The 2,222-nt window shown below is 70.3% G+C and carries 2 protein-coding genes; both read right to left on the minus strand.

All coding sequences use genetic code 11. The annotated features are described in order from the left end of the window. Positions 1-103: 103 nt before the first annotated feature. Complete coding sequence (locus AB0H87_RS40960; RefSeq protein WP_360159004.1) at positions 104-994, minus strand: zinc metalloprotease; 891 nt, start codon at positions 992-994, stop codon at positions 104-106. A gap of 597 nt (positions 995-1,591) precedes the next feature. Further along, positions 1,592-2,222: MFS transporter (locus AB0H87_RS40965; RefSeq protein ID WP_360159001.1), on the minus strand; the 631-nt coding region annotated here is incomplete at its 5' end.

Genomic DNA, 2,222 nt, shown 5'->3' on the forward strand with positions numbered 1-2,222 from the left:
CTCGGCCTGTTCAGCGACGACTGGGCGGTCGGCCTCTGGGTCTTCTCCAGCAACCTCGGCGGCGGCAAGGACTACAAGGAACTGGTGCCGATCGGTCCCGGGGTTACGGTGCGCGGTACGCGGCCCAGGCGTCCGTCATCCGGGCCGCCTGGCCCGGCGTGAACTCGTACATGCAGGAGTCCTGGGTGTAGTCCATGAAGTTGTTGATCGGGTCCAGGCCGGCAGCGGAGCAGGTGTCGCGGCCGGTCGGGCAGTTGAAGGCCGGGTCGGCCTCGGCGGGGGTGTCCGCGACCTGGTCGCCGGCTTTGCTGCAGCCGCCCTGGAAGGTGTGGTAGAGGTTCAGCCAGTGGCCGACCTCGTGGGTGGCGGTGTCGCCGAGCGCGTAGATGCCGGCGGTGCCGCCGGGCATGGACTCGCCGAGGATGACGACGCCGTCGGTGCTGTTGAGCTTGCGTTGCGGGAAGGTGGCCCAGCCGAGCAGGTCGTCGCTGAGCTCGCCGGTGTAGATGTTGAGGGTGTCCTTGCCGCCGACCCGCAGCGCGGCCTTCATCTCGCGTTCGGCGCGGGTCCCGTAGACGATCGGGTACCACTCCGGCCGCACGTTGCGGGTGATCGACTGCAGCTGGAAGGTGAACGGCGTTGCGGCGCCGCCGACCTGGCCGCCGTCGTACGAGTCGTTGAGCACGGCGATCTGCTGCTGGATCATGGAGTCCGGCAGGTAGCCGCCGGCCCGGGTGCTGTCCTCGGCGATGACGTGGACGACCACCGGAATGGTGACCGTGGCCAGCGTCGTCACACCGGCCGGCCGCCGCCGTTGCGTGAGTGCCGCGGACAGGTCGGTCTCGCGTTGGCGGATCTGAGCGTCGTTGAGGGCGTTGGGGTCCTGGTGGCCGGGTCGGCCGGGTCGAACCTTGGCGTCCGCGTGGGTCGAGCCGGGAGCGCAGCCTGCGGCGCCCGCGGCGGCGGCCGGCGTAGCAGCGACGGCGCTGCCCATGAGCAGCAGTGCTGATGCCGCGGCCCGGACGACCCAGCGGTTGGTGCTGACGTGCATACGTCACCTCGGAAGGCTGGTCGGGGGTTCACCTTTCCGGGGTTAAGCGCCGTATGCACATTCGTCGTTACAGCTCACCTGCGCGTGACCAATAAGTCCGAGTTCACATGTCGTCAAATGAGGCGAACCGGGGTGACGCCGAGCGGATGCCATGGTTTCTCGGGCGGTGGCGGTGCGTTCGGGCAGGTCACGGTCTCGCCGACACCGTGTCGGCACGCCCTGCCGAGCCTGAACGGGGCCAGGTGCCCGTTGAAAGCTACCGGCCTCCCGCGCATGGCTCCACAGTGGATGATAGCTCGGGACCAGCGGCGGGTACGGTGCCCGAACTGATCTTCAGCGAGCCGAGGTTCACATGCCAGAGTCCCCTCACCGGTGGCGAGTCGTCGGGTCGGCCGTCGCCGGCGCCACCATGGCGGCGATCGTAGGTGCCACAACGGTGGCGACCGGAGGAGCGGTCGCCTTCGGGGTCGTTCTCGCGCTCATCGCCGGAGGCCTGGTCGCGGCGGGCGTTCTTCTCTTCACGACGGCCGGCGGCGACAACTAGTCGGCACGGTAGGTAGGCATGATGAGCAGGGTCGTGAAAACGGCCGCTCCCGCGACGGCGGCGCCGACGAGCTGTGTGGTCGCATAGGCCGCGCCGGCGCTGATCATGGTCAGGTAGACGGCGATGGAGATCGCGCCGCCGATGTGGGTGGTCGACTCGAACAGGGCCGAGGCCATCCCGCGGTCCTCCGGAGCGGCGTCGCCGACGCACTCGCGGGTCAGGCCGACGTAGATCGGGCCGGCGGTCAGACCCCAGGCGGCCAGGCACACCACCAGCAGGGCGAGGGAGCCGCGGGCGCTGAGGGCCACGAGGGCGAGGGTGACCGAACCCAGCAGCAGAGCCACCGCGACGACCCTGCGTGATCCGAACCGCCGGACCAGGCTGCCGGCCAGTGCGGCGCTGACCAGGGCGCCGACCAGCACCGGGGCGAGCACGAGACCGGCCTCGGCGGCCGAGAGCCGATACGTGTCCTGCAACTGCAGGCTGCCCACGACCACGACCGCGGCGTACGCCGCCGAATGGGCGCCGAAGGCCAGGCAGCTCGCGATCAGGCGGGGAGTCACCACGGCGACCAGCGAGCCGGTGCCGCGCGCGGTGATGTCGAGGGCGCCGCCGATGTGGTTGATG

The sequence above is a fragment of the Asanoa sp. NPDC050611 genome (assembly GCF_040654855.1).
Classification (GTDB): Bacteria; Actinomycetota; Actinomycetes; order Mycobacteriales; family Micromonosporaceae; genus Asanoa.